Raw genomic sequence first — 24384 nt, 5'->3', positions numbered from 1 at the left:
GAGCTCAGGACATGGACTGCCCGCAATGACTGGTCCGGTTGTGTAGTTAGTTGATCTGCGCCTCTGATACCAGCCTGGGCGGGAGGCGGAGCGTAGCGGAGCCGAGCGGCCAGGCTGGCATCTTGATCGTCTCCGGGGCCGGTGGTCGATATCCGAGACTGCTGTGGGGCCGTGCTCGGTTGTAATGATCGCGCCACCAGCCGGTGACGATCCGCACCTCCTCAAGGCTGTAGAAGATTTCGCCGTTGAGCAGTTCATCTCGCAGACGGGCATTGAAGCTTTCGATATAGCCGTTCTCCCATGGGCTGCCGGGCTCGATATAGAGGGTAATGACGCCAAGCCTGCCGAGTCACTCGCGCACCGCATTAGCGACGAACTCGGGGCCGTTATCGGATCTGATATGCTCGGGCGGCCCATGCTCGATGAACAGATCGGTCAGCACGTCAATCACGTCGTTCGACCGGAAGCGCCGCAGCGGCACCATCGCCAGGCATTCCCGGCTGAACTCGTCGATAATGTTGAGCATTCGGAACTTGCGACCGTTGTGCGTCTGATCCTCGACGAAGTCGTAGGACCACACATGCCGCGATGCTCCGGGCGCAGCCGGATGCACGATCCGTCGCCGAGCCAGAGCCGCCGCCGTTTCGGTTGCCGCTTCGGCACTTTAAGACCCTCCCGCCGCCAGATACGCTCAACCACTGACAGGCTGACCTGCCAGCCCGCCTGGCCCAGCAAGACATGGATGCGGCGATAGCCATACCGGCCATAGTCCTTGGCCAGCGCGATGATGTCGGCTGTTAGCCGCCGCTCGTCGGCATCATCCTTCGGTGGATGGCGCTGTGTCGAACGATGCTGGCCCAGAACACGGCAGGTCCGTCGCTCCGATACCGGCAACGCGCGACGGATCTGCTCGATCGCCTCACGGCGACGGGAGGGACTCAAAAAGTCAGCTTCGACGCCTCTTGCAGGATCGCCTTGTCGAGCGCGAGGTCGGCCACCAGCTTCTTCAGCCGCGCATTCTGGCGCTCCAGATCCTTCATTCGCCGCGCCTGGTCGACCTTCAGCCCGCCATATTCCTTGCGCCACCGATATAGCGTCTGCTCCGCGATCCCGATCTGGCGGCAAGCCTCCACCGCTGTGCCGCCTCGCCCCACAATCACCTCTACTTCACGCAGCTTCGCTATGATCTGCTCCGGCGTAAACCTCTGACGTCCCATACATTTCTCCAATTCTCATGCCCAAATGGGCTCTCTTCAGAATTGGACCAGTTTTTCCAAGGTAGACCACTATCCCTCCGTCAGACCGATGCCAGCCTCACAGGAGGTTTCGGGCAACAGCGGCAAGACTGAGTGCAAGCGCGACAAGGCTGGGAATGATGACCGCCGCCCCGCAGATGAAGGCAAGGACGCCCACCCAATTCCAACTCGGTGCCTGCATCATCACTTCGTCCTTTGCCCAATGGTGTCCACACCACCATCCTTATCGCAAACGATTTGCCTCGCCCTCGGTTTCGGGTCGCCAATCATCAGGTTCGACAAGAGGCTGGTCTGACTTGGCGTCGGTCACGACTCGCTCGGCCGCTCCATCCAGATCATCATACTGCCCGGTGCGCATCGACCAAAGAAAGGCGCCCAGCCCAGCAAGGCCCATCAGCAGCGCGACCGGCACCAGCCACAGGATCCCGCTCATCGGGTAGCGGCCAGGGGAACGAGGGTCGGTGCCGGCGCTCGCCTGCTAAGCCGTGATCCGCGTGCTGCGGGAATTCGCAGAGAGTTCGCAACGACCGAAATCGACGAAAGCGACATGGCGACGGCAGCAAGCAGTGGGGTGACATAGCCCGCCATGGCCACAGGAATCACCAAAAGGTTATAACCGACGGAAAGCGCCAGGTTCTGGCGGACACGTTGCCGGGCCGCGCGCGCGATCTGCACAGCGCGCGGAACCGCATCGAGATCCTGGCCGAGATAAACAATATCCGCGGCCGCCCGACCGATGTCGGCGGCATTGGAAGGAGCCATCGAAACGTGCGCCGCCGCCAGTGCCGGTCCATCGTTCAGCCCATCACCCACCATCAAGGTCAGGCGCTGACTGTCCGCCAGCGCCTGAAGCCGCTCCACCTTATGCTGCGGCAGCAATCCGGCACGCCAGTGGGCGATACCGATCGCGTTCGCGAACCCCGACACAGAAGCAATGTGATCGCCCGAAAGCAGTTCGATAGGCAGCCCAAGCGCGTCAAGCTTGGCCACCGCTTCCCGCGCACTCGTCTTTTCAACGTCCAAGAAGGCAAAATGGCCGGCAAGCTCACCATCGACCGAGAACACGGTCTGGAAACCGCCACTCTCGCCCGTGCCTGGATTCAAAGCCCAATCGGCACGCCCCAGGCGAAACAGATGGCCGTTCCGCTGGCCCTCCAAACCCCGGCCCGGCAGCTCGGAAAAACTGTCCAGATCGAGGCCGGACAAGGCGCCGCCGTTGGCGGCAATCGCGCGTGCGACGGGATGGTTGGAACGCGACGCCAGCGCCATCACGATTGCGCGATAGGGTTCATCGATGGCGATCTTGCTCACTCGCAAATCGCCATGAGTGAGCGTGCCGGTCTTGTCGAAAATCACGGTATCGACCTGTGCAAGCCGCTCGAGCGCGCTTCCATCCTTGAGCGCGATGCCGTGCTCGAACAAGCGCTTCGCCGCGGCGACCTGAACCATGGGTATGGCGAGACCAAGCGCGCAGGGACAGGTCACAATGAGCACCGAAATGGCAATGGTCAGCGCCCGATGCCAATCGCCTGTGTCAAGGAACCACCCGGCAAACACGGCCAAGGCCAGCGAATGGATGATCGGCGAGTAATAGGCCGCAACACGGTCGGCGAGACGGCGATAGCGTGCTCTGCCCTGCTCGGCCGCTTCCATCATTCGCACCATTTCGGATAGAAAGGACCGCGCGTGGCTGTTGGTCACACGCACCTTGAGCGAACCATTGAGATTCAGCATGCCCGAAACGAGCGTGCTTCCCGGTCGTACCGGCACCGGCATCGCCTCGCCCGTGACCGCGGCAGTGTCGAGATCGCCCTCGCCCGCAAGGACAAGACCATCCAGCGGAACACGCTCGCCTGGCGCGACGAGGATGACATCACCCACCGAGACATCCTCGAGCGGTCTAAAAGCGCGCGATCCATCCGTGCCGATTACATTCGCGCCCGCAGGCGTCATTCGCGTCAGCCCGAGCACGGCCGAACGGGCCTTGTCACGCATGGCATGGTCGAGCGTTCGTCCGACAAGCAGGAAAAAGATCAGCGTCACGACCGCGTCGAAATAGGCATGGCGTCCGAAATGCAGCGTGTCGTAGATGCTGAGACCCAGTGTCAGGACGATGCCGATCGAGATGGGCACATCCATATTGGTGCGTCCCGCGCGCAATGCCGACCATGCCGACAAGAAGAAGATGCGCCCCGAAAAGAATACCGCGGGAAGCGCGAGCAGCGCCGAGATGAGATGGAACAGCTGCCGCGTAGCGGGGTCGGCGCCTGACCAGACCGACACCGAAAGCAGCATGATGTTCATCGCCGCGAAGCCGGCGACCGCTGTCGCGACGATCAGCCGGCGCTTTTCGGGATCGGCGCGTTCGTCCGGTTGGCTGAGAAGATTTGCCTCGAAGCCCGCCTCGTTCAGCGTTGCCAGCAAAGGCGGTGCACTCGCGGTTTGCGCTTGCCGCCATGTGACGGTCACACGCCGCGTCGATAGATTGACCCGAGCCGCTACGACGCCCTCGAGGTTACCAAGGATGCGCTCGATCTTCGCCATGCATCCGCCGCAATGCGCGGTCGGGACCGACAGTTGCGTCCTCATCGTTCCGTCATCCAGCGATTGGCTGGCGAAGATGAGTTCATCGACCGATTGCCCGGTCAATGATGTCGGCGCCTGGACGGCAGGCATGGCATGGCTGGCCATGTCTAGGCCTGCGTGTCTGAGACCGCGCGATAGGCATGCCATGTGGCATGTCCAAGCCACGGGAAGATGACGATGAGGCCGATCAAGCCCGTAGCCGCGCAGAGTATGAAAAGCGCAAGGACGATGGCGCCCCAGACGATCATCGGCGCAAGGTTGTTCCAGACGAGCGCCGTGCTTGTTCCCATCGCCGTGAGCGCATCGACCTTGCGATCGAGGAGCATCGGAATGGCAAAAACACTGATCGCAAAAGCGAATGAGGCGAACAGGCCGCCCACCGCCGTGCCGACGCCGAGAATAATCCATCCCACCGGCTCGGTCAGCAGGAAGGCGGTTATGTGAGGCAGGCCGGGAAAGGGGCGCACGCCGAAGAACAACGCATAGATGAGCACCGCGGATCGCATCCACAGTAGCATCAGCAGGCTGAGCAGGACCCCGGTGAAAAGCACCTGCGGGCCCGCCGCCGGTTTCACCAGGAGCATTTCGCGCAGCGACGTATCGCGTCCCGCTTCTCGGTTGCGGCTTTTCTCATAGAGTCCGATGGCCAGCAGCGGGGCAATGATCATGAAGCCGGCGAGCGCGGGAAAAAGAATATAGTCGCGGCCATACAGCGCGAGCATCGCGACAGCAGCGAGAGACAGAAGGAAAATGCCCAGACCGTAGGCCAGGCTCGGCATCGGCCGATGGAAAAGATCCTGCCATCCGGCCTTGAGCCATTGGAAGCCGATGGAAGCGGGAAGATGGCGCTGAAACCGCGCGCTCTTCGTCTCCTCGATGCCCGAGGTCTGGCTCAGCAAGCCATAAGAGGGGCTTTTATCGCTCATGTCCCGCTACCTTTCAGCATGCCGATTTCGCCGCGCGATACTGCCCGCTCCCGTTCGCGCGTTCCTTCAAATGTCCCACGCATTCGGGCTGCGAGCGAAAGGCGACGTAGAAAAAATGCGCGTTCGCAAGAACGAACAGCAAAAGGCCTGCTGCCACCAGCGTCCAGACCAGCCACCGGGATCGGGATCGCATGGCCGTCATCGCTGAGGCGCGCTCAGCGAATGAACATAGAGCGCCAATATCTTGATATCCGAGTCCGTAAGCCGCTCGTCCCATGTCGGCATATGCCCCTGGCGTCCGCCATGGACGGTCTCCACGATCTGATCGATGTCTCCTCCATAGATCCAACGCGCGTCCGTCAGATTGGGAGCGCCGACATCGCGCTTCCCGCGCGCATCCTCGCCATGGCAAATCGCGCAATTGGCCATGAAGACCTCGCGCCCCGATACAATCGACGTCCGATTGGCATTCGTCACGAACTTGGGATGCGACAAGGCGTAGACATAGTTGGCCGCCAGACTGACCTGATCGGCATCGAGTATCCCGTCGCGTCCGAACGAGGGCATCTGCGAGACGCGCCCCTGCGGATGCTCCACATTGACCCCAACGCGCATGGTCTGCGCGATCGTCTCAAGGTCGCCGCCCCAGATCCAGTCGTCATCGGTCAGATCGGGATAACCATAACCCCCCTTGGCATTAATGCCGTGGCAGGCGGCGCAGTTGTCGCCGAACAACCGGTGGCCGGTGCTACGCACGATGGTCATGAGCCGGGGGTCGGCCGCGATCTGCTCGAGGTTCTCGCTTTCGATCCGCTTTATCCAGTCGGCCCGTCCCGCCTGCGAATCGACCAGGTGCTTTTCGACCGAGGTGCGCTGGTCGATGTTGAGAATTCCCTTGGTGTAGGTGTCGCCCAAGGGCCAAGTCGGCATGAGAATCCACCAGGCGAAAGCGAAGAGATGGGTGACGATCAGAAAAATCAGCACACCCTTGGGGACCGGCGTATCGAGCTCCTTGATGCCATTCCAGACATGGCCGGTCGTTTCATGACCGCTGACGGGATCGCGCTCTACGTCCATGGCTTGTCGTCCTGATCGAGAACGCTTTGTTTGGCTCGGTTGAACTTGCCACGATTGGACGGCCGGAACGTATAAATGAGGACACCGATCATCAGACCGATGAGGTAGAACAGCCCCCAGCTTTTCGAGAATGCAACAAGAGCCTCGTGGCTTATGTCCATGCCTGCCTCCTCATGTCATTTCACCGGCTCTGGCGGCTTCTGCGGCGCGGCCGTATTCTTGTACGGCACGTCGGTCAGCCGGCCGAGAACCTGAAGATAGGCGACGAGCGCGTCCATCTCGGTGACCTCGGTCGCCACATCGTCGAACACGCGAACCTGCGTTTCTTCGCCATACCGCTCGGTGATACCGGACGAGGTCGAGCTTTCCGGTGTCGCCTGGTCGAAGGCATCGACGCTCGCATTCTCGATCATGGCATCGGTGTAGGGCACCCCCGCGGCCCGCAGCGCCTTGAGGTGCAAGGGCAGATCAGCGAGGCGCAAGGGCGTCCGCGCCAGCCAGGGATAGGCCGGCATATTGGAATCGGGCACCACATCGCGCGGATTGGTCAGATGGGCGACGTGCCAGAAATCGGAATATTTGCCGCCAACGCGGGCGAGGTCGGGTCCGGTGCGCTTCGAACCCCAGAGCATCGGATGGTCATATTTGGATTCGACCGCGAGCGAATAGGGACCATAGCGCTCAACTTCGTCCTGCAGCGTCCGGATCATCTGGCTGTGACAGGCATAGCATCCTTCGCGCACATAGATGTTTCGCCCCGCCAGTTCGAGCGGCGTGTAGAGCCGCATGTCTGGCGCCTCCTCGACCGTCTCGTCGATCGTGAAAAGCGGAGCGATCTCGACGAGGCCGCCGACACTGGCAGCCGCGATGATGGCGAGCACGAAGCCGATCGCCGAACGTTCGAGCTTGCGATGAAACAGTTCCGCCACGGCTCAGGCCCTCCCCGCCGCCGTCGCGGCCTGTAGCGGGACGTCGCCTTCGAACGGCGCCTGGGCCGAGGCGGCGCGAATGGTCCTCCACATATTGTAGGCGCCGATCACAGCACCGATCAGGAACAGAAGGCCGCCGAGCGTACGCGCGATGTAATAGGGATACATGGCTCTGAGCGAATCCAGGAAGGAGTAGGCTAGCGTGCCTTCCTCCGTATAGGTCCGCCACATCAGGCCCTGGATGATGCCCGAGTTCCACATGGCAAAAATGTAGACAAGAGTGCCGGCAAGCGAGAGCCAGAAGTGCCACTCGACCAAGGCGGGCGAATACATCGCCTCGCGCTTCCACAAGGACGGCACCAGCGTGTAGAGCGAGCCGAAGGTGATGAGCGCCACCCAGCCGAGCGCGCCGGCGTGAACATGGCCAACCGTCCAGTCGGTGTAATGCGAAAGCGAATTGACGGGCCGGATGGCGAGGAACGAACCTTCAAAGGTCGAGATGCCATAAAACACCGCCGCGACCATCATGAAGCGGAGCGTCGCATCATCGCGCACGCGGTGCCAGGCGCCGTTCAATGTTAGCAAGGCGTTGCCAGCCGAAGCCCATGACGGCACGAGGAGCATCACCGAGAAGGTCATGCCCAGCGTCTGAACCCAGTGCGGTAGGGCGGTATAATGAAGGTGGTGGGAACCCGCCCACATGTAGAAGAAGGTAATGCCCCAAAAGCTCAGGATCGAGAGACGGTAGGAGAAGATCGGCCGCTGGGCCCGGATGGGCAGGTAGTAATAGAGCATGCCCAGGAAGCCCGCCGTCAGGAAGAAGGCGACGGCGTTATGACCATACCACCACTGCACCATAGCATCCTGGACGCCCGACCAGATGGTGTAGCTCTTCGCATGGCCCAGCGAGACCGGAATCGCGAGATTGTTGATGATATGGAGTATCGCGACGACGAGAATGAAGGCCATGAAGTACCAGTTGGCCACATAAATGTGTGGTTCCTTGCGGCGTGCGAGCGTCCGGATGTAGAGGATGAAGTAGGTCACCCAGACGATCACCAGCCAGATGTCGGCATACCATTCGGCCTCGGCATATTCCTTCGATTGGGTAACCCCGAGCAGATAACCGCTGGCCGCGAGGATGCAGAACAGGTTGTAGCCCACCAGCACGAACCAGGCCGAAAGCTGATCGGGAAGACGCGCCCGCGAGGTCCGCTGCACGACATGCAGCGAGGTGGCGATGAGCGCGTTGCCGCCAAAGCCGAAGATCACGCCGCTGGTGTGCACCGGTCGCAAGCGGCCGAAGCTCGCCCAGGCACTGTCAAACGTCAGGTCAGGGAATGCCAGCAGCGCGGCGACCCAGACCCCCACGAACATCGCCACCACCGCCCAAGCCATGCTGGCGATGATGCCGGCCTTGATGGGCTCGTCATAGTAGCTTTGCAAACGGGATTTTGGCGGTTCCGGTCCCCAGATGCCGCGGATTACGATGATGGCGCAAATGGCGGCAATGGCCAGGATCAGCCAGCCGTGGATTTCCATTGTGTCCTGATTGCCTGCCGCTGCGAGAACGAGGCCGCACAGACCGACGGCAACGGAAATGGCGAGCGCGATCTGGCGTTCGGTCTCGGTCAAGGTCAGTATCATGGCCGATCTATTTCCCCCCTCATCGGTCATCGCCACGGGCTGACAGCGCAGCAGCAGGTTCGCTCCCGATGGGAACACAGCTCGCGCCGAACCAGCAACACGCGGGTCGGACGGAAGTTCCCAACTATTGCCCTGCCGTCTCCCGCGGTAAACACCAAAAAATCAGTGGTCAGCGTCGCTCGCCACGCATCGCGGCCGAATTTGAACCTGTGTTTGGCGACGGCGCAATGGACTTTTGCCGATCAAGCTCTTGGACCGTTAAGCCTGTGTCCAAGACTGGCTCGACCTCCGTCTCCGATCGGTCAGGACTGAGCGGCAGCCGCTCTTCAGCATACTGCGGTCGAATCAGCGTATCGCCGCCAGGTATCGTCCGTCGTCGGCACGGAAGAGCACTGACCCATTGCTGTTGACGGACCATGAGGTCACATCCTGCAGAATGGCCAGGAACCTGGTTTCCTGGTTCCCGAGCGCCGGCACGCAAGCCCGGCGCGTCACGGCGAGCCGTCCGATCCGAAGCGACTGTTCCTCGATCGAATAGTCGCCGGTGAACCTGTTGCAGCCGGCCGATCCGCTCACTCGGCCGTCTTGCGAAAACTGCACCGTCACATTGGATTTGTCGATCAGACCGGTCTGATTGATGTCCTCCACCTTGAATTGCGGGCCGATCAAGCCTGAAGCCGCCGGGCGGTCACCAACGCGAACCATATTGAGCGTCCCCAGATCCTGCTCGAACCGCGTGGGATCGACCGAATGAACCGTATCCGTGGTCCATATCGGGTTGCCCTCGGGATCGGTAATCGTCGCACGGACTGCGTAACGCATGTTGGTCTTCAAGTCCTGTTCCTTCACCCTAATCGAAAATGGCAAAGGAACCTGCTGCCCTGCTGTCTCGCGCGTTTCCTTGGCAATGATCACCGATCTCGCATCGGCGCGCGAAACGTCCAGCAGTCTCACGTTGAATTTCGCGCGGGCGGGCAGAGCGATGCGCTGTCGATAGGATGCGTTGCCGGTTACGACCTTGTCTCTCAGCTCCGCAATGGGGGCTTGGGGATCGACGTATCGCGCGCCTGTCGCGCAGCCGCCGAGCGCGAGCATGGTCATCGCCAGTACGGCTGTGAATGGCTTGTTGAACATGGCGTTTCACTTTGCTGTGCGATTGGAGCGGAAGAGAGCAGGTCAGGCGGAACCCATGGCATCGGCAATAATGGGAGGGCTTCGAGCGGCAGTCCTGTGGGAATCGACTTCGCATAGGATGGTTCCGAACCACGAACGTCCGATGGCGGGCGGAAGATTGGGCTGGATTGGCGCGGGCGGCCCCGGCGGATATCTGATCCCCTCTTGGGAGACAGCCACTGAATTTTGGAACCACACGAAAAGCGCAGTCTAGAACCCGTGGCTTCCCGCCACTGCGCCGAGAACCGTGACAGCCGCGATACCCAGCAATATTCGGTGAAGTGTCTCCATTCGGGCAAAATCTGCGGCGGGCTTGACCGATGTCATCATTCGGCGGTGGAGAAACAGCGGCTCGATCACGAAAAGCATCGCGGCGAACACGGCCCACAGCCCTACCATCGCATGCATCCACCAGAAGCGAAGATCGAAAAAGCGGTCCCACATCTGCGCGCGATAGATCATCCAGAAGCCGCTCAGTCCTGCCAATAGCACCCAGATGCGCGCCTGCGCCGCAAAGCGCCCCTCCAGTCGATGAAAGGCCGCCAGCCGCTCCGCCGGCGGATTGGCGGCGCGCACGGACGGCATCACCACAAGCGTCACGAACGCCACGCCGCCGATCCAGACAAGGACCGCCAGGACATGAACGGCCCGGGCCAGGATGATGTCGTCCATGCCTCCGCTCCCTCAGGCCGCGAGCAGTTCGTCGGCCGGGCCGAAGAACTCATAGTGGATCCTGTCCGACGGCACACCCGCCAGCGACAGGGTCGAGACCGCATGACGCAGGAACGGACGCGGCCCGCAGATGTAATAGTCCGCTTGTGCGACCGGTGTGCTGGCGACCAACCATTCATCGGTAATTATGCCGGCCACATCGTAGTCGCTGCCCTCTGTTTCATCCTCGAGCGGGGTCTGGTGAAAATCGGTGATCGCGATCGATTGGCCATGGCTCGCCACAGCGCGGACATGGTCGCGCATCGCATGGGTGTCGCGGTCATGCGTGCCGTGGATGTAATGAACCGGCACTTCGGCGCCGTTCTGAACGAGGGCTTCGAGCATCGCCACCATCGGCGTCAGGCCCACGCCGCCCGACAGCAGTACGACCGGCCGTTCGACATGATCGGCGAGGAAGAATTCGCCAGCAGGCGCGGCCACCTTCAGGATCGTCCCGGGTTTCGCCTCGTCGTGCAACCAGCCCGACGCGAGCCCTTGCGGCTCGCGCTTGACCGAAATGCGATAGGTTTCGCCATTGGCGGCGGCCGAAATCGAGTAGTTGCGCTTGACCGGCGGATGTCCGGGAATTTCGAGCCAGAAGGTAAGATACTGGCCCGGCTTGTGGCGCATGACGGGGCCGCCGTCGACGGGGCGAAGGACAAAGGAATTGATGACGCTGCTTTCGCGCACAACGTCTTCGACGCGGAAATCGCGCCAGCCGTTCCAGCCGCCGGCCGCGTCCTTCTGTTCGGTGTAGACGCGCTGTTCCCGCGCGATCAGGATATTGGCGAGAAACCAGTAAGCTTCCCCCCAGGCCCCGAGGATTTCGTCGGTCGCCGCATCGCCCAGCACCGCCTTGATCGCACCGAGCAGTGCTTCGGCGACGTGCGGATAGTGCTCCGGCAGTATCTGGAGACCGACATGCTTTTGCGCGATGCGCTCGACCGCGGGAGCCAGCGCGCCGAGATTGTCGATATTGCTGGCATAGGCGAGAATGGCGCCGGTGAGCGCGCGCGGCTGCGAACCGGCGTCACCATGATGCGACTGGTTGAAAAGATCGCGAATGTCCGGGTTCTGGAACATCCTGGAATACATTTCATGCACGATATCCAGACCATGCGCTTCGAGCGCGGGGACCGTCGCCTTGACGAGCGCGATGGTCTGATCGCTGAGGGGCTGCGACATAAACTTCTCCTTGTTGGAAGGGATTCGAGTTTCCCGGCGATCAGGCGCCGGGCGGCTGATCATAGAAATCGACCCGCATTTTCATGGCGCCGATGGGCGTCACGAAGTGCGGCTGCTGCGGCAAGATCAATCCGGGCCGTTCGGGCGTCAGGACAACCTCCGACGGTGGATCGAGATAGGTCAGCCGAAGCTCACCCTCCAGAACGCGGATCAAACCCCAGACACCCGCCTTGGTATCATGGCGTGCCCGCAGGGCGGCCGGGAGCGTGTCCTGATCGAACACCGGCGTCGAACGATAGGGTAGAATGTCAGGCATGGGTGGGTACTCGCCGTTCGCAATGAATGGACCCGGCCTCGCCGTCAGCGACGCTTGGCCGATCGAGCCGAAAAAACATGGCAAGCTGCAGGCTCTCGGCAATCCGCTTCGCTTTCGCCTGCAGAGCCGCAGCTGCGTCGGGCGCCATCATCTCGTTTGTCGTACAGTCCCACAGCGCGAGCCAGCGGTCGAAAAGCGCTGGCGTTATCCTCGACCTGTGCTTCAGGTGCGCTGGCACGGGCTGGCCCTTGTATCGGCCACTGGCGAGCATGACGGATGACCAGAACGCCGCCAGCTTTTCGAGATGTTCCGGCCAGTCATCGATCGCGTCGTTGAAAATCGGCCCCAGGTCGGCATCTGCGCGAACGCGCGCGTAGAAGGCGTCGACAAGCTGCTTGAGCGCCTCATCCTTCAGTTCCAGCTCGGTCATTCGCCCGACTCCAATCATGTATCCCGAATGCATCTATACTTTTCCCTGAAAACATGCAAGATGAATACATCTTAATGCGACGAGCTGAGGAAGAGAGTGGGAACGCCCCATGAAACTGACCCTGTTCACCGACTATTCGATGCGCGTGCTGCTCTATCTGGGCGCGCGGCCTGACCGCCTGTGCTCGATCGGTGAGGTCGCGCAGGCCTACGGAATCTCGCAGAATCACTTGATGAAGGTGGTGAACCAACTCGCACGCAGTGGTGATGTGGAGAGTGTGCGTGGACGGTCGGGCGGCATCCGCCTGGGGCGGCCGCCCGAAGAGATCAACATCGGCGCACTCATACGCCAGACCGAGGACGGCTTCGATCTCGTTGACTGCGGCGGATGCGTGGTCGCGCCTGCATGTGGGCTGACGGGCGTGCTGAAGGAGGCGCTCGGCGCGTTCCTGGCGGTACTTGACCGCTATACGCTTGCCGACCTGCTGACGAAGCGGCGAGATCTCGCGTCGCTCTTCGAGCGTAACGCGGCCGATCGGTTCGAAACCCCTGCGGCGCCAGATGGATGATTGACGTCTTGGCGCATCGAAGCCGAAAAGGAGGAACGTGACATGTTCTGTCCAGAATGTGGTGAACCGGTCGATCCCGCTCCCTTTGACGGTCGTCGCCGCGCGTCGCGGTCATGGATCGCCGCAGGACTCCAAATCGGCGCGCGATGGGTAAAGGTATTGCGCGCTGGACGCTCCAAGCCGGACCGCACGCGGCAGTCCGCTTGCCCGTCTTGCTCCAATCATAAAACCACGAACACGGAAAGGAATTGAACGATATGGCCCTTCACCACGCAGCGCCCGGAGAAGTCGTCGATCTCTTGCCCGAGAACGTGACGACACATGAAGAACATTCCACAGCGATCGTGAAGGCGGACCATTTCGAAACCATCCGGCTGGTGATCCCGAGCGGCACCGAAATGCGCCAGCATCAGGTGCCGGGCAGCATCATGCTGCATTGCCTCGAGGGCCATGTGAAAGTCGAGCTCAGCGCAAGCTCGATCGAACTGCGGCGTAACCAGTGGGTCTATCTCGAAGGAGGCGCGCCGCACTCGGTCAAGGGCGCGGAAAACTCTGTGCTGCTTCTGACGATCCTCTTTCCGCCTGTAGAAGGATCACAGGCAAAAGCCGGCGCCGAGACCTTGGCGGTCGATGCCTATGACGATTGCGACTGTGTCGACCGGTGGGAAGCGGAAGGCGGTCCGGTCGTTCAATCGGATCAGCCTGCCCCCAGGAAGAATTGATCACGGGCGGCATGATGGCACGGCGCGCAGCGCGCTAGTCGCTTTGCTGTACCGCCTCGTAGCCCATAGGGGAGAACCATGGATCGAACACGTCAGCTCTGGATTTGGCTTCTATCATTGCTGGCAGTCTCTTTTGCCGTCCTGCTTCTGGTTGGCCGCGACATCAGCATTCAGGCGCCGCCGCTTCCCGCCAAGGTCGTGACCGCAAACGGCGAAACCGTCTTCACCCGTGCCGAGATGCAGCGTGGCCGCCAGGTCTGGCAATCTATGGGCGGCATGCAACTGGGCTCGATCTGGGGACACGGCGGCTACGTAGCGCCCGATTGGTCAGCCGACTGGTTGCACCGGGAATCACTGGCACTTCTCGATCTCTGGGCACAGCGGGATCTGGGCGGCGCCTTTGAGAGTTTAAACGAGGAACACAAGGCGCTCCTCCAGCGGCGGCTGCAAACGGAAATGCGCCGAAACACGTTTGAAGCGAGCACGGATACCATCACGATCAGCAACGATCGCGCGGTGGCAATCGAGCGGGTGGCAAAGCACTACGTCAATCTGTTCGGCAACGACCCCGCCACGGCCGAGCTGCGCGAAAACTATGCCATGAAGAACGATACGGTCCCCGACGCAGGGCACCGAGCCGCCATGACCTCCTTCTTCTGGTGGACGGCCTGGGCGGCCACAACGGAACGACAAGGGCGGACGACAACGTATACGAACAACTGGCCGAGCGAGCCGCTGGTCGGGAATCGCCCACCATCAAGTACATTCATCTGGTCGGCCTTCAGCGTCACCTTCCTGCTTGCCGGCATCGCGCTGTTGGGTTGGCACCATGCGGTGACGCACGGACGAAGGGAGAAGGAGCACGACCTCCCCGCGAAAGATCCGCTGCGCGAGATCGCGGTGACGCCTTCGATGCGGGCGACAGCCAAATATTTCTGGGTCGTTCTCGCACTGTTTCTCGCGCAGATCATGCTGGGTGCAATGACGGCCCACTATCAGGTCGAGGGGCAGCTGGTTTATGGCTATGAAGCGGCCGAGATCCTGCCTTATTCGATCACCCGCACCTGGCACACGCAGCTTGCCGTGCTGTGGATCGCGACAGCCTGGCTGGGAACGGGCCTCTACATAGCTCCTGCGATCTCGGGCCATGAACCGAGGTTCCAGGCTCTGGGTGCCAACATCCTCTGGGCCTGCCTCCTGATTATCGTCGTGGGCTCCTTTGCCGGGCAATGGCTCGCGGTGATGCAGAAACTGGGACTGGAGAGGAACTTCTGGTTCGGACACCAGGGCTGGGAATATGTCGATATGGGGCGCTTCTGGCAGTGGTTTCTCTTCATCGGCCTGATGCTCTGGCTTGTGCTCGTCGGCCGGGCGCTCTGGCCTGCGCTCAAAGAGAAGTCCGAATCCCGCCACATCACGATGCTGTTTTTCCTATCCGCCGTAGCCATCGGACTCTTCTACGGTGCCGGGCTGTTCTGGAATGAGCATACAGCGCTCTCCATGATTGAATATTGGCGTTGGTGGGTGGTCCATCTGTGGGTCGAAGGCTTTTTCGAGGTGTTCGCCACCGCGGTCATCGCCTTCCTCTTCACGCGCCTCGGCCTCATTCCGACACCCACCGCCACGGTCGCCGTCTTGTTTGCCACGATCATCTTCATGGCAGGCGGAGTGCTGGGAACGTTGCACCATCTCTACTTCGCGGGAACCTCGATCGCGGTGCTGGCGCTTGGCGCGAGCTTCTCAGCGCTCGAGGTCGTGCCGCTCGCCTATATTGGCTTCGAAGCTTATGAACACTGGAAGCTGAGCAGCGCGACACCCTGGATGCAGCGTTATAAATGGCCCGTCATGTTCTTCCTGGCGGTATCCTTCTGGAATCTCGTCGGAGCAGGCCTGTTCGGCTTCCTCATCAATCCGCCGCTGTCGCTCTATTACATGCAGGGTCTCAATCTGACGCCGCTGCACGGACACACCGCATTGTTCGGCGTATACGGCATGTTGGGCGTCGGGCTCGTCCTGTTCTGCCTGCGTGGCATGTTGCCGAACCTGATCTGGAACGAAGGCGTGCTGAAGACGAGCTTTTGGTGCTTCAACATCGGCCTTGCGTTGATGGCGCTCCTGACCTTGCTGCCACTTGGTACGCTTCAGCTGACCGCCGCGATTGACAAGGGCTACTGGTACGCTCGCTCGGCCGAGTTCATGCAGCAACCGGTGGTCGATCTGCTGGTGTGGCTGAGGGTTCCTGGAGATATCGTCTTTTCTGCCGGGGCGGTAGCGCTCGCCTGGTTTGTCGCCAGTCTTTGGCTCAGACCCCGGTCTGACGACAGCGAGGCGCAAATTGCACAGTGATCGATCGAGGAGTCCGATGCCGCGCAGTCCCAGCCAACCCTTGCTCGTGGGCTAGCCACGTTCTGTCGACAAACGCCACACTTGGATGCGAGTTTCGGTGAACCTTTTGTCCATGCGCACCAAACTTCTGTTCGCAGGTCTGGCAGCCGGGTCGATGGCTGCTCTATCCTCGCCCGCGATTGCTCAGATGCCGCCCGGCTCACGGGACTGTTCATTCCAGTCGCTATCGCCGGAGGAAAAGTCTCGGTACCAATCCCGTTACCGGCGCCGCGTGCGCGTCGATGGGCAAGCTTTTGCTGATAATGGCTGTATGAACAGGTGTGCATGACAGCCTCTGAGCGCAAAGCCCTCCGGCGTCCCCGCAAGGGCAAAAACTGCCGCGCCGTTTCGCGCCCCGTCACCAGCTTGGACGGATCCATGACAGTTGGCATCGGGCGCAAATGCGACTGACGCGCTCGATGCCGCACATGGCGATCATGGTGCGTTTCCAGGAGGGGACCAAATCCTACGCTAAGAATTTTGGCCAGCGATATTCTTCGCCGGTCAGGGTTATGTGCTCCCACCCCGCTCCTTACGGAGATCGAATCCACTGATCACTGAATTCTGACTTTAGAAACGTTTCTTGAATCGGGATCCATGGATGAAAAGGGGCCGACTCTCTGCATTCAGCGAATATTCGAACGCGAAGGCAGAAGGCCGGCCTGATCGATCAGAAGCTGATCGTTGCCGTGCCCCAAAAGCGGCGCCCTTCATCGAGCATCCAGTTGCCGTCGAGACCATCAAACCGGCCGCGGTCATCGACCGGCACGATCTTGTCGGTGACGTTGAGCACCGCCGCCCTCAGCGCGAAATTCTCATTGATCGTGAAATTGATGCCGACATCGAAGGTCGTGCTCCCTTCACGGGTGCGGGTGTTGAGCGCGCCGTTGCGGAACCCGCTGAAAGTCTGCTTGCCCGAGTAGTAGCCGAGCACATAGGCCGCGATCTGCTCGGTCGCTTGCCAGTCCAGGCGAACGTTGGCCATGTGCCTGGGCGTCTTGTCGAGCGGCGTTCCGTCAAGCGAACTGCCGTCGAAAGCGGGCTCGCCGCCACCCTTCCGGACGGAATCGGTGTAGGTATAATTCGCGGTCAGCAGCAATGCCGGGGTGATCGGCAGTCTGCCATTCACTTTGTCAAACGGCGCGCAAACGGGACCCCGTATAGGCGTTGAAGGGGGACCCCCTTTTCGAGATTGAGCGGAGGGTTGATGCCCTGCGCTGTGTGCGGCGGAGGTCGGGCGTAGCCCGGCCGGAGGCGTACACAGCGCAAGTTCGTTTTGAAGCTGGGGTGAGAGTGGCGGCTAACTGCGGTTTTTGAAGCGCCAGCTGTCGTTGCCGGTCTCGACGATATCGCAGTGATGAGTGACGCGGTCGAGCAGAGCCGTGGTCATTTTGGGATCCCCGAACACGGTAGGCCATTCGCCGAAGGCGAGGTTGGTCGTGATAACGACGCTGGTGCGTTCGTAGAGCTTGCTGATCAGGTGGAACAGGAGCTGGCCACCAGAGCGCGCGAACGGCAGATATCCCAACTCATCGAGCACCACCAGGTCGAGCCGTGAGAGCTGTCCCGCCAGGGTCCCGCCCTTGCCGATCCGGGCCTCCTCTTCGAGGCGTGTCACCAGATCGACGGTGTTGAAGTATCGTGCCCGAGCCCCTTTGCGCACGACGTTGGCGGTAATCGCGATGGCGAGGTGGGTCTTGCCGGTGCCCGTGCCGCCGACGAGCACGATGTTGCGACGCGCCGGTAGGAAGGAGCCATCATGCAGGGAGCGGATCAGTCCCTCGTTGATCGGCGTCCCTTCGAAGCTGAACCGCTCCAGGTCCTTCACCACCGGCAGCCGCGCGGCCGTCATGCGATATCGGATCGAGGCGGCGTCGCGATGGGTGGCTTCCGCGCGGAGCAGATCGGTCAGGATCTCCATGGTGGTGCGCTGGCGCTGGAGGCCGGTGGTGACGGCCTCGTCGAACGCGGCCACCATGCCCTTGAGGCCCAGGCCGCGCATTGTGTCGATCATCTCATGCCGCTGCATCATAGCCTCGCAGTCGGTCATAGCTGGCACAGTCGGCGATCGGCGGGTGACTCAGCATCCGGTCTTCCGAAGTGACGATGCTATGGGGCGTCGCCGGCTCGCGGCGACGGGAGAGGATGTTGAGGATCAGGTCGTCGCTGACCGTTCCGCTCGCCAGCGCTTCGCGCACCGCCGCCTCGACCTGCTCCAGCCATCGGTGAGCACGGCCGAGAGCACCCGCACGAACCTGCGATCCGCCTCATCCCCGTGCCCCAGCCTGCGTCGCAGGCGATGGAGGGATGGCGGCAACTCCCAGTCCTGGAACGGCGCGCCGTTGCGCAGGGCACCGGGCTTGTGGGCCAGAACCGGCAGATAATGCCAGGGATCGTAAATGGTGCGGTTCCGCCCGAAGTGACGCTCATGTTCCCCGACGATCTCTTCGCCGCAGCGGATGACCATCCGGCCCGCATAGGCGCGCACCTGCACCGTGCGCCGCGCCGCCCTGGACATGACCGAGTAGCGGTTGCGGTCGAAGCTGATGAGGCAGGTGCCGGTGACGGCATGCTCGCTCTCATGGAAGCCATCGAAGGGCGCCAGGATCGGCTGCAGGACAGGCCGCTCCATCTCCAGCGCCTAGGCCACGGTGATATCGCCGCGCTCGGGATGGGTGTGGTGCTCGGCCCAGCGCCGGCACTCCGCCTTCCTTCTCACGATCTGGCTTTTGAGCCATTCGAGCATGGAATCTTTTGCCATCATGGGCGTCGTCGTCGCTCTCGGCAGCATCGTCTACCGGGCCAGCATCCGCCGGTCATCAACGTAGGGGTCACGACGGTGGAGCGAGCGGTCGGCTCTTCAAGCCCAACGCGATCGGCTCATTTCTCGCTCACCAGTCGTGAACTAACGGCAAATTTGTCAGAATTTGAGGGTGAAAGTGATTTATGGCCCTCATTTTTGTTTCAAGCAGCGCCTGCCGAATGCATCTCTGCGATTGATGTCTTCTGCAAAAGCTTGTTGGCATCGGATGCTCGCTGATCACACCTAACCCGTAATCGTGCCTCTGGCTGACATACCCGACAAACGTATAAGCTCGCCATGCGCGGGCGTCACCAACCCAATTCCGCGTGCGATCCCAAGCGCACAAGCTGCAAGGTGTCGTCATCGGGCTTGCGGTAAATCAGCACGAGGTCGGGCTTTATGTGGCAATCGCGATGGTCGCGCCAGTCGCCGGTCAGCGCATGGTCGCGGTGGCGCGGTTCAAGCGGCTCGTCGGATGCCAGCGCCTCGATGATCGGGATCAGGTCAGCGTCCAGCGTCTTGGCGTGCTGCCCCTTCTTCTCCCGCTTGTAGTCGCGCTTGAACCGCCCGAAGCGTTCAATCGTCCGCATTGAGGTCGGCCATCAGGTCGACCACCGTGGCGAACCGCTTGCCCTTTCCCTCGCGCGCTTCCTTCATGGCCTCGATCGTCTCGGCATTGGGCACCAGCGGTTCAAACGGCAAGGCCTTGTCGCGGGCAACGCGGGTCAGCATCAGGCGCACGGCATCGGAGACGGTCAGCCCCATAGCAGCCAGCACGGTCGCGGCTTCCTCCTTCACCGCTCCGTCGATCCGGGTCTGCACAAGAGCGTTTGCGGCCATGTCGATTTCCTTTCTGCATGACGATGTAATGCAAGCGAACGCAAAGTGCAATCAGGCAAAGCCCCGGCTATCGACATGGCGACCGGGCTTCGCGTTTTTCACCTTCAATGCTGTGAGTGCCATCGGTTCGGGGCCCTGATCGGGAATGTTGGGGCCGTTCTCACACTTTCGGTGGGCAAACGGTCCCACAATCGTTCCACATTTTGGGCCAAATTCAGGCAAATCAGGGAGACGACCGCGAACAACTTACAAGACAAATCGTTGCTTTTTCAGTGTAGGTAGGGGTAGGGACGCCATCAGCTCGCTTGACACAAGGTTCTACACTCGACAGCGGGGTCCTCTACCACCGGGCAATTCTGCAGGATGCTGCAAACCGCGCGATATCAATGGCGGGCGAAAATTCGCTGACCGGCGCTGCCGAAGGCCACCACCGTATAGGGTTGGCGGGCAGCGCCTGCCACTTCCATGCCCTCCGAACCGATCGGCATCCCCGCAACCGCAATGCCTTTGACGCCCGCAGGACGGGTCGCCAGCAAGCGCTTGACGTCGGATATCGGGACATGGCCCTCGATCATATAGCCATCGACGATCGCGCTGTGGCAAGATGCCAGCGTCCGGGGCATGCCGGCCTTGCGCTGAAGCTCGCTGCGCGACGCATCGTCACGCATGACGACCTTGCGTCCCAGCTTCGCGCGCACGGCCTGCGCCCACTTCTCGCAACATCCACATCCCGGATCCCGGTGGACGACGATATCACTGGCCGCAAGCGCTACGCCGGGCATGGCGAGGAACAGCAAGGCGACGAATAGGCGGGTCTTCATGAAATGACTCCCGGAAGAACGATAAGCATGGGGCAGAGGCCCCTTCTTTTCTATACGCATCAATGCGCCCCTCCCCTCATCACGCAGATGATTTTACGATGGCGGGCGGCCTCCAGGCTAGCGGCAGGGACACAAGCAGCGCTAGCGATAGACCACCAATCCCCCACAGAACGAGCGGCTGCGCCCCGGGAGCGACGATGGCTATCGCCAGCGGCGCGAGCGCCTGCCCGATGCTGGCGGCGGAATGCTGGAAACCGAGCTTCACGCCTGAAGGGGCCCCGCCGCCGCTGATCCAGAAGCTGGTGACCAATCGAAGGGTTGCCGAGCTCCAGCCGGCAGCAACGATGATCCCACTGAGCTCGGCCATACTCGCGGCGACAGGAAACATGAAAAGTGCCACAGCCAGCAGGCCCAGCGTCAATCCGGCAAGCCGCCTCGGCACAGTGACCAGCCAATCCAGCTTTGCATGGAAGATCTGTGCCGCCAGCATGCCCAATCCGCAGAGACTGAGCATCCAGGCGATCTCTTCGCGGCTCAGCGAAATGGCGCTCCGCGTCACCAGGAGATTGACATGCATCGCCGCCAGCCCGCCGCCCGCGACGATCGTGATAAAAAGCAGGATCAACGTCGCGCCGAGCGTAGGCGCGGGCAGGTCTCCGCCATCGATGCAAGGTGCACACCAGCGCGGCAGACGCACGGCGCAAAGCGCCGCCCCGACGGCACCGATGCCGAGAGCGAGGATCATGAGGGGAGCGCGGGGCAGGATCGCGGCCGAGACCTCCGCCACCAGCGGACCGGCGAGATCGCCCAGAAACACGAAGGCGGTCAGCCAGGTGAAGCGGCGCGCCTGGTCCGCGCGCCCGCTTGCGGCAAAGCTCGCGCAGAGCAAGCCCAACGGTATGATGGCGGCCGACGCCATCCCCGCCACCAGACGCAATGCATAAAGCTCAGGCAACCCGACGAGGCCGATCGGCGCGGTCACCAGCGCGAGGATGACCAGCGCTGCGCGCAACATCGCCCGATAGTCGACCCGGTCCGCGATCCAGCCCCAGAGCGGCGCCGCCAGCAAGGCTGCCAGGGGATGGACCGCGGTCAGGCTCGCGACGTGAAAATCATGAGCGCTTGACGATAGCGCGCCACGAGCCGGGTCGACCAGTGCCGGAAGGAAGGCGAGAATGGCCGTCTGTCCCGCCGACGCCGCAGCCGCCGCGAGCAACAAGACGAAAAAGGAGGCCGGCCAGCGACCGTTGGCTTGCGATCCAGCCTTGTCACGCGGCGCGTTCGCGGTCGATCCCTCGAGTGGCCATCCGCGGATCACCACCAGGCGCGCAAGCCGATCACCAGCCTGTGTTCGGAAGGCCCTTCCCTGCGCAGGCGACGGAAATCGGCCGTGCCGTCAAATGCGCGCTCCCAGACGAAGCCGATATAGGGCGCGAACTTGCGCGACACCTCGTAGCGCAACCGTCCGCTCAGCTCGACATTGCTGAAGCCGCTGCCGAGCTGCCGATCGCTCGACCGCTTCGAATAGATATTGGTCTCTACCTGCGGTGTGAGGATCAACCGATTGGTGAACAGGACCTCATAGGAGGCCTTGGCGCGCGCCGCGAGACGCCCATCGGTCCCTACATAGCCGGTGAGCTGGACGTCGAACCAATAAGGCGCCAGTCCCTCGACGCCGGCGGCCAGCCATGTCGTCGCGCCCTTGCCGAGATCCTGCCTGACCCCGAGCAGCGTGCCCCAGAACGGGTTCTTGCTGTGCCACCACAGCGCCTCGACGCTGCTCTCCGGATCGAGACGTTGGTCGCGGGAGTTCTTGAGGCCCTGGCTGCGCAGCCAGAGCTTGTCATTGTCCTGACCCTTGGTGACGAGCACGGTCCAACCCACGCCCTGACCCTCGTTGCCGCTGGCGAATTCGAGCTCATCGACAAGTATCTTGGGGATCGAGAGCTTGTCGGCCATCTCATAGCCCGGCAGCGTCGAGTTGCGATAGCCGTCGGCATAATCGTCCGAGTTGCGCGCGTCCGGCGGGGCCTTGCCACCCTGCATCGAGCCCATGTCCATCGTGGCGCCGTTACCGGACGCCTTCGTGTCGGTCATATCCATGCCCGGCATGTCCATGCCCGCATGGTCCTGAGAGCCTTGCGCGGAAGGGGTGTGCTGAGCGGGAGTGGCCGTTTGGGCAGGGGTGGCGGCGGGCGACGGGGGCGAGGCATCCTGCGCGAGGGCGGGAGCCGTGATCGCCGGCGCCAGGAAGAGGGCAGCGCCAAGAGCGATGCCGCGCGAGGGGAAAATCCGGATCATGCGACCACCACCTCCCGGAACATGCCGGCCGCCATGTGATAGAGCAGATGGCAGTGGAAGGCCCATCGGCCCATGGCGTCGGCGGTGACGCGGAAGCTCACCCGCTGGGCGGGCTGGACCACGACCGTATGCTTGCGGACCTGGAAGGCGCCGTCCGGGCCTTCGACATCGCTCCACATGCCGTGCAGATGCATCGGATGCGCCATCATCGTGTCGTTGACGAAGGTGACGCGCAGCCGCTCGTTTGGCTTGAAATGAAGCGGCCTGGAATCGTTGAGCTTGATGCCGTCGAGCGACCAGATGAACCGTTCCATATTGCCCGTCAGATGCAGCTCGATGTCGCGCTCGGGCTCGCGCGGGTCGGGATCGCCGCCCGGCGTGCGCAGATCGGCCAGCGTCAGCACGCGCCAGCCGCGCCCGCGCAGCCCGGCGCCGGGATCGTCGAGATTGGTGCGCGGATAGTCGACGCGCATGTCGGTATTGGCGCCATATTCGGTGCGGGCGTGCCGTGCCCTGGCCGGCATCTCGGTCATGCCGTGCCCGGCATGCGCGTCGCCTCCCATTGCGCCCATCGTCGCCATCGCGCCCATCATGTCGACCGGCTCGAGCCAGGTCCGGGCATCGAGCGGCGGCACGGCTGCCGCCATGCCCGGGGCCGGTGCGATCGTGCCACGCGCATAGCCGCTCCGATCGATCGCCTGCGCGAAGATGGTGCGGGCGCCGCCCTCGGGCATGGTGAACTCGACGTCGTAGGTCTCGCCCGGGCCGATCCGGAATTCCTCGACCGTGACCGGCTCGACCGGCTGCCCGTCGGTCGATACGACCGTCAGCTCGACCCCGGGGATCCGCACGTCGAAGAACGTCGCCGTCCCCGCGCCGACGAAGCGCAGGCGCACGCGCTCGCCGGGCGCGGCGATACCGGTCCAGTTGCCGGCGGGCGGCGCGCCGTTCATCAGATAGGTGTAGGTCGCGGCAGAGACATCGCTGTAGTCGGTCGGGTTCATCCGCGAGCTGTTCCACATCCGCCGCCGCTCGAGCGCCTTGCCCAAGCCCATGGTGCCGACATCCTTGAGGAAATCGCCGGCGGTCGGCTGCGCAAAATTATAGTAGCTGCTCTGCTTCTTGAGATTGAGGAAGATCTGCAACGGCGGCTCGTCCGACCAGTCGCTGAGCACGATGCAATAGTCGCGATCGGGCGCCCGCGCCGTCGGCACCTGTTTTGGCTCCACGATGATCGCTCCATAGAGTCCCGTCTGCTCGGCGAGCGTGTGAGCGTGATACCAGTAGGTTCCGCTCTGGCGGACCTCGAAGCGATAGGTGAAGGTCTCGCCCGGCGCGATGCCGGCAAAGCTGATGCCGGGCACGCCGTCCATCTCCGCCGGCACGATGATGCCGTGCCAATGGATGCTCGACATCTCCTTGAGGCCGTTGCGCACACGGAGCGTGACCGTGTCGCCTTCGCGCAGGCGCAGGACCGGCGCGGGCACGCTGCCGTTCACGGCGGTCGCGATACGGCGTTTGCCGGTGAAGTTGACTGGCAGCTCGGCGATCTCGAGGTCGAACTCGGTCCCGCTAAGCTCGGCGGGCGAGACTGGGGCGGATCGCGCGAGAAGCGCCGGGGCGAAGCCGGCAACCGCGCCGCCGATCGCCAGCCCCTGGACGAAACGGCGCCGTGCGATCGGCCGGATATGTAAGGGAGACATGAACT

At 62.3% G+C, this 24384-nt stretch carries 24 protein-coding genes and 2 pseudogenes; 3 read left to right on the top strand and 23 right to left on the bottom strand.

Features of this window, described 5'->3' with window-relative positions; translation table 11 throughout:
- Positions 1–46: 46 nt before the first annotated feature.
- The 14 genes and pseudogenes from A0J57_RS06070 to A0J57_RS06000 form a co-directional block, all read right to left on the bottom strand.
- A pseudogene (locus tag A0J57_RS06070) lies at positions 47–1217 on the bottom strand (IS3 family transposase).
- 97 nt (positions 1218–1314) lie between these two features.
- Positions 1315–1440 (bottom strand): hypothetical protein, encoded by a 126-nt coding sequence (locus tag A0J57_RS27135; RefSeq protein ID WP_004212719.1) that lies wholly within the window; start codon positions 1438–1440, stop codon positions 1315–1317.
- A 39-nt stretch (positions 1441–1479) separates the two neighbouring features.
- Positions 1480–1689 carry a cbb3-type cytochrome oxidase assembly protein CcoS gene (gene ccoS / locus A0J57_RS06060; RefSeq protein ID WP_004212718.1) on the bottom strand — a complete coding sequence of 70 codons (210 nt, stop codon included), beginning with the start codon at positions 1687–1689 and terminating at the stop codon, positions 1480–1482.
- Positions 1686–3947: a heavy metal translocating P-type ATPase gene (locus A0J57_RS06055; protein WP_004212717.1), complete on the bottom strand. Its 2262-nt coding sequence runs from the start codon at positions 3945–3947 to the stop codon at positions 1686–1688. Before A0J57_RS06055 ends, ccoS begins: the two co-directional genes overlap by 4 nt.
- Before the next feature lie 2 nt (positions 3948–3949).
- The gene (locus tag A0J57_RS06050; RefSeq protein ID WP_004212715.1) at positions 3950–4768 is read right to left on the bottom strand and encodes a DUF2189 domain-containing protein; all 819 of its coding nucleotides are present in this window, start codon (positions 4766–4768) and stop codon (positions 3950–3952) included.
- Positions 4769–4966: 198 nt separating this feature from the next.
- Positions 4967–5845 (bottom strand): cytochrome-c oxidase, cbb3-type subunit III, encoded by an 879-nt coding sequence (ccoP, locus tag A0J57_RS06040; protein WP_004212713.1) that lies wholly within the window; start codon positions 5843–5845, stop codon positions 4967–4969.
- Positions 5836–6006 (bottom strand): cbb3-type cytochrome c oxidase subunit 3, encoded by a 171-nt coding sequence (locus tag A0J57_RS06035; protein ID WP_004212711.1) that lies wholly within the window; start codon positions 6004–6006, stop codon positions 5836–5838. Before A0J57_RS06035 ends, ccoP begins: the two co-directional genes overlap by 10 nt.
- Before the next feature lie 15 nt (positions 6007–6021).
- Positions 6022–6774 carry a cytochrome-c oxidase, cbb3-type subunit II gene (gene ccoO / locus A0J57_RS06030; protein ID WP_004212709.1) on the bottom strand — a complete coding sequence of 251 codons (753 nt, stop codon included), beginning with the start codon at positions 6772–6774 and terminating at the stop codon, positions 6022–6024.
- A gap of 3 nt (positions 6775–6777) precedes the next feature.
- Positions 6778–8421, bottom strand: a complete 1644-nt coding sequence (gene ccoN, locus A0J57_RS06025) for a cytochrome-c oxidase, cbb3-type subunit I (protein ID WP_004212708.1) — start codon at positions 8419–8421, stop codon at positions 6778–6780.
- A gap of 345 nt (positions 8422–8766) precedes the next feature.
- A complete protein-coding gene (locus tag A0J57_RS26830) occupies positions 8767–9555 on the bottom strand; it encodes a YbaY family lipoprotein (RefSeq protein ID WP_025549134.1) in 789 nt (262 codons plus the stop codon).
- Between the two features lie 249 nt (positions 9556–9804).
- The gene (locus A0J57_RS06015) at positions 9805–10266 is read right to left on the bottom strand and encodes a hypothetical protein (RefSeq protein ID WP_004212706.1); all 462 of its coding nucleotides are present in this window, start codon (positions 10264–10266) and stop codon (positions 9805–9807) included.
- Between the two features lie 12 nt (positions 10267–10278).
- Positions 10279–11490 (bottom strand): NO-inducible flavohemoprotein, encoded by a 1212-nt coding sequence (gene hmpA / locus A0J57_RS06010; RefSeq protein WP_004212704.1) that lies wholly within the window; start codon positions 11488–11490, stop codon positions 10279–10281.
- Positions 11491–11530: 40 nt separating this feature from the next.
- A complete protein-coding gene (locus A0J57_RS06005) occupies positions 11531–11806 on the bottom strand; it encodes a DUF1971 domain-containing protein (RefSeq protein ID WP_004212703.1) in 276 nt (91 codons plus the stop codon).
- Positions 11799–12236, bottom strand: a complete 438-nt coding sequence (locus A0J57_RS06000; RefSeq protein WP_004212701.1) for a group III truncated hemoglobin — start codon at positions 12234–12236, stop codon at positions 11799–11801. The genes A0J57_RS06005 and A0J57_RS06000 overlap by 8 nt, the downstream gene beginning before the upstream one ends.
- A gap of 109 nt (positions 12237–12345) precedes the next feature.
- Between A0J57_RS06000 and A0J57_RS05995 the strand changes: the two genes are divergently transcribed.
- The 3 genes from A0J57_RS05995 (at position 12346) to A0J57_RS05985 (ending at position 15872) form a co-directional block, all read left to right on the top strand.
- Complete coding sequence (locus tag A0J57_RS05995) at positions 12346–12804, top strand: Rrf2 family transcriptional regulator (protein WP_004212699.1); 459 nt, start codon at positions 12346–12348, stop codon at positions 12802–12804.
- A 257-nt stretch (positions 12805–13061) separates the two neighbouring features.
- Entirely contained in the window at positions 13062–13526 is a 465-nt protein-coding gene (locus A0J57_RS05990; protein WP_004212697.1) for a cupin domain-containing protein, read from the top strand.
- Positions 13527–13604: 78 nt separating this feature from the next.
- Entirely contained in the window at positions 13605–15872 is a 2268-nt protein-coding gene (locus A0J57_RS05985; RefSeq protein WP_025549136.1) for a nitric-oxide reductase large subunit, read from the top strand.
- 709 nt (positions 15873–16581) lie between these two features.
- Here A0J57_RS05985 and A0J57_RS05980 read toward each other — a convergent pair.
- From A0J57_RS05980 to A0J57_RS05940, 9 genes and pseudogenes are all read right to left on the bottom strand, one after another.
- Complete coding sequence (locus A0J57_RS05980; RefSeq protein ID WP_021245211.1) at positions 16582–17010, bottom strand: TonB-dependent receptor; 429 nt, start codon at positions 17008–17010, stop codon at positions 16582–16584.
- A 201-nt stretch (positions 17011–17211) separates the two neighbouring features.
- A complete protein-coding gene (gene istB, locus A0J57_RS05975; RefSeq protein ID WP_025549137.1) occupies positions 17212–17940 on the bottom strand; it encodes an IS21-like element helper ATPase IstB in 729 nt (242 codons plus the stop codon).
- Positions 17927–18621 (bottom strand): annotated as a pseudogene (locus A0J57_RS05970) (IS21 family transposase); the annotation flags it as partial. The pseudogene A0J57_RS05970 and the gene istB, both read right to left, overlap by 14 nt.
- Positions 18622–19022: 401 nt before the next feature.
- Complete coding sequence (locus tag A0J57_RS05965) at positions 19023–19304, bottom strand: type II toxin-antitoxin system YafQ family toxin (protein WP_004212690.1); 282 nt, start codon at positions 19302–19304, stop codon at positions 19023–19025.
- Positions 19291–19554: a type II toxin-antitoxin system RelB/DinJ family antitoxin gene (locus A0J57_RS05960; RefSeq protein ID WP_004212689.1), complete on the bottom strand. Its 264-nt coding sequence runs from the start codon at positions 19552–19554 to the stop codon at positions 19291–19293. Before A0J57_RS05960 ends, A0J57_RS05965 begins: the two co-directional genes overlap by 14 nt.
- A gap of 383 nt (positions 19555–19937) precedes the next feature.
- Positions 19938–20375 (bottom strand): DUF411 domain-containing protein, encoded by a 438-nt coding sequence (locus A0J57_RS05955; RefSeq protein ID WP_007683347.1) that lies wholly within the window; start codon positions 20373–20375, stop codon positions 19938–19940.
- A 79-nt stretch (positions 20376–20454) separates the two neighbouring features.
- Positions 20455–21696 (bottom strand): MFS transporter, encoded by a 1242-nt coding sequence (locus tag A0J57_RS05950; protein ID WP_007683345.1) that lies wholly within the window; start codon positions 21694–21696, stop codon positions 20455–20457.
- The gene (locus A0J57_RS05945) at positions 21690–22676 is read right to left on the bottom strand and encodes a copper resistance protein B (protein ID WP_004212678.1); all 987 of its coding nucleotides are present in this window, start codon (positions 22674–22676) and stop codon (positions 21690–21692) included. Before A0J57_RS05945 ends, A0J57_RS05950 begins: the two co-directional genes overlap by 7 nt.
- Positions 22673–24379, bottom strand: a complete 1707-nt coding sequence (locus A0J57_RS05940) for a copper resistance system multicopper oxidase (protein WP_021238859.1) — start codon at positions 24377–24379, stop codon at positions 22673–22675. Before A0J57_RS05940 ends, A0J57_RS05945 begins: the two co-directional genes overlap by 4 nt.
- Positions 24380–24384 lie beyond the last annotated feature (5 nt).

Source organism: Sphingobium sp. 22B (assembly GCF_001580035.1).
Taxonomy (GTDB): Bacteria; Pseudomonadota; Alphaproteobacteria; order Sphingomonadales; family Sphingomonadaceae; genus Sphingobium; species Sphingobium fuliginis.
The sequence above is the reverse complement of the archived record's forward strand: the minus strand, read 5'-3'. Positions and strand labels throughout refer to the sequence as shown.